The sequence below is a fragment of the Mesorhizobium sp. M8A.F.Ca.ET.021.01.1.1 genome, assembly GCF_003998025.1.
Lineage (GTDB): Bacteria > Pseudomonadota > Alphaproteobacteria > Rhizobiales > Rhizobiaceae > Mesorhizobium.
The window spans coordinates 1-3734 of record NZ_RZSJ01000589.1; the positions used below are offsets into that span (position 1 = coordinate 1).

Below are 3734 nucleotides of genomic sequence, written 5' to 3' on the forward strand. Positions count from 1 at the left end.
GTCCGAACCATACGGGTCGATGTCGCGGCTCGCGTCCATCAGCTCGCGGAAGCTGCAGCCGGTCTCGGCGCGCCGGGCGTCGATCTGCCAGAAATCGTAAAAGGCGCGGTTGATGACCTCGGCACGCATGTCGGCATCGAGGACGAGAACACCGATCGGCATCTGATCGACCATGGTGCGCAGATTGGCGAAAGTCTCGGCGATCTTGGCGTTGGCATTCTCGATCTCGGCTTCACGCCGCTTGACCTCGGTGACCTCATAGTAGGTCAACAGGCGTTTGCCTCCCGACAGAGCCGTGACGGAGAACATCATGGTCCGCCCGTCGGCGTGGGCAAACTCCCGAGGCGCGACGGTACCGGCCCTGATCTCCTCGACGCGGGTGGCGAGGTAGCGCTGCCATTGCTTCTCGTCGATGTCGCCATAGATGCCGTTGCGGCGGTTGAGTTCCATCAACAGGCTGAACGGCGCGCCGACGGTCACGGCCCCATCCGGAATCCTGGAGAGATCGCGATAGGCTTTGTTGACGATCAGTGTGTCGAGCCTGGCGTCCAGAAGCACGACGCCCATATGCATGGCGTCCATCGTCCGCTCGAGATCGGCAAGATGCCGGACTGGCTCGCCGCCAACCGGCGGTTCCATGCCCTCGAAGGCGCTGGCCAGCGCGGTGACGTTGCGGCCCATGCCGCGATAGCCGGCAAATTTTCCGTCGCCGTCGAAACGCGGGAAGCCTGAAGTCAGCACCCAGCGGCAGTCGGGGCGGCCGCCCTTCAGTTCGTAGACGAAGTCGCGGAACGGCCGGTGCGCCTGCAAATCCTCCAGATGGCCTGCCGCGCTGCGGTTGCCCTTCAGGACCTGATTGAGAAAATCGAAGCGGAACCGGCCGAGCACGTCAGCCGGATCGATACCCGTCGCCGCCTGGTAGCCTTGTGAAAGCCAGGAAAAGCGCAGTTCCGCATCGGTTTCCCAAATCCAGTCCGAGCCCGCTTCGACGAGTTGGCGCAGCACGTCGGCGCCATCCATGTCGACGCCGGATGATCCGTCGCCGCCATGCGCGGCGGCCTTGCCGGGGTCGCGCTTGCCGCGCGCGCCGATTGCTTCGTCCACTTCCGCCATGCTGTCCCCACCCCGAAAATCAAGGCCGAACCCTCCCTCCGCGGTTCGTCGGCGGAATGTGCCGCAGAAGCATTAACGATCCGCTAACCTTAACGGCGCAACCGGCCTGTTCCTGCTGCGTTATTCCGTCCGGTTGTGGCGTGGAGCAAGGCCGCGCTATAAGCATGCGCAGGGGTGGTGCTAATGTATGGACGGATAGGGCCTTTCTTGCTGGGCGTGGCGCTGCTTTTCGGCGGCGGCTGCTCGCGCAGCTATGACGGCACGGTCATTATCCCACGACCGCTCGACGCCAGGCGGATCTGGGACCGGCCGCCGCCCAATATCGACTACCAGCCTCAGGTCGACACTGGCGCCTTTCCGGGACCGCCCCAGCAACCCGGGCGGGTTTCCGACCGCAGAGCCAAGCCTGCCGTGCACAGGCGGTATCAGACCAAGGTATCACCGCCGCCTCCGCAGTCATCGGACTCCGAAAAACAATTGGCATGCAGGAACGTGAGCGCACCCGGCCAAAGGGTTCGCATGGTCTGCGACTAGTGCATGTCGCCCAAAAGTGACCTCGTTTTGGGAAGACGACATGCATAAAAACAAAGATCTGGCGCAAATCGTCCTGCCAATAGGCCACGCCACGCCGGAAGCGGTGCACCCGGTCAATCAGGGCAACCGCCCACGGCTTCTGGATTTGTAGGATCCTTTCAAATGATGGCGGGCGCGATCGCAACGCGAAAGCGGCCACATCGCGTCCCGCTTGAGTCCATTCCAATTCTGCCCGACCAAAATCCGCGCCGCCGGAGAGCCACCCCGCACCGCAACTAACAGCGATTGTTGCGCTTTAAGTCTCGCGGCCTGAGCTAAATCATGGACTCAGGAGCATTGCGAACCCCGTCGGCAAAGCTTGATGTCTGGCCACCAGGCAGTTCCGGCGCGATACAATGCGAGGAAGATTAACGTGGTCTCTCGGGCGGCAGTGCTTCGTCGTAATCTTTGCTTGATCTGAGATCATATACGACCAGAGGCCAATGTTGCACATATGACACGTCAATTCCAGTAATCATTCTCGACAATTTCATGAGATTGACAATCCTGACGATGCAAACCAACGTCTGTACCGGGGTGCGCGGCTGTTATGGATTGACCTATGGCTGAGCGGTTTCGCACGTCCAGAATTGCCTATTTGAAAGCCGTTCGAACTCATCCCGCCGAGCGCATGAACGCGGCCAACGGATCCGAGAGGACCTCGGCCCGATTTCCCGATCAGCGCGCAGCCAAGCGAGGTTGCCGAAACCCTCTGACGGTTCGTAACATGCTTCTTCAGTCTGTTGCGTCCGCCTCGCTTCTTTGCCTGAGCGATCTGCGGGCTTTTGCCGCCTGCGTGGAAGCGCCTCCCGGTACCCTGATTATTGAATGCAGGGGGCAAATCAATAGCGGCTTCACGTCCGCGGGGTTGTCGGTCACGGTCAATGCCGATTCCACGGCGGTTTTCAACGCTCCCGTCACGATTGAGGGACCGGGCACAAGCACGTTCAACAATCTAGGCACGGCCAACGCCGATGTGATCGCTATAGGCAACACCAGTTTCACCTTGAACAACGCAGGGGTGCTGGACAATGCAGTTCGCGCGACCGACAACGGCACCTTCCAGCTAAACAACCATGGCCTGATCGACGGGGGCGTCTTTCTTGCGGGGTCGGGTGTCAACAACATCATCAACTTTGCCGACGGTCAGGTTCAGAACGGCGTCACCAGCACGGGCAATTCCAACGATGCCGTCATCAACCTCGGGTTCTTCGCCGGCTCGATCAGCCTCGGCGCCGGAGATGATGTACTGGATCTGGCCGCGGGAGATGTTCAGACTTCCGTCGACATGGGCTCGGGTAACGACAACTTCAGGTGGATCGTCGGCAATGTCGCAGCGACCGTGCAGATGGGCGATGGCGATGACACTGCCCTTTTTGTCCGTCTCACGCAAAACAACCTGACCGCCGGCAAGATCATCGACGGCGGCTTGGGGACCGACACGCTTACCTGGGACCATACCACCAACGACCAGGGTGCTCAGCAGGGCGACCAACCCACGAATATTGTCAACTGGGAAGACTTCAGGCTCACCAACCGGTCGCAGCTGAGGTTCATCTTTACGACGGGCGTTCTGACGCTCGGCGACACGCAAACAGGAACTGGGACGCTCTCTATCGATTCCACCAGTTCGGTCCTGGCGGGCAATTCGTTCGGTTATGGGGTCGTGCCGTTCGATTCGTCGCAGCTGGTCACGGTGAACAATGCCGGGGCCATCGACCTAACGAATGATTCGCCGGCGCCCGGCACCGGAACCTCCCTGCATGACACGTTCACGATCCACGGCAACTACGTCGGCCAGGATGGTCGTCTTTTGCTCAACACCTTCCTTGGCACCGACAATTCTCCCTCCGATCGGCTTGTTATCGAGAATGGCGCGGGGAGTGGCTCGACCAGCATTCTTGTGACGAATGTTGACGGGCCTGGCGCCCTGACGACCGGCAACGGCATCCAGGTGGTCGATGCGACCAACGGCGCCACCACCACTGCCGGCGCGTTTGCGCTCGGCGGCCCCGTCGCCGCCGGTGTATTCGAATACAATCTGTTTC

General features: G+C 60.8%; 1 protein-coding gene and 1 pseudogene. One reads left to right on the forward strand and one right to left on the reverse strand.

Annotated features, from left to right (window positions below; translation table 11 throughout):
* On the reverse strand, positions 1–1113 hold a 1113-nt coding region (locus EOA36_RS30320), incomplete at its 3' end, for a PAS-domain containing protein (protein WP_127280622.1).
* Positions 1114–2248: 1135 nt separating this feature from the next.
* On the opposite strand from EOA36_RS30320, the pseudogene EOA36_RS30330 reads away from it, so the two are divergent.
* A pseudogene (locus EOA36_RS30330) lies at positions 2249–3734 on the forward strand (hypothetical protein); the annotation flags it as partial.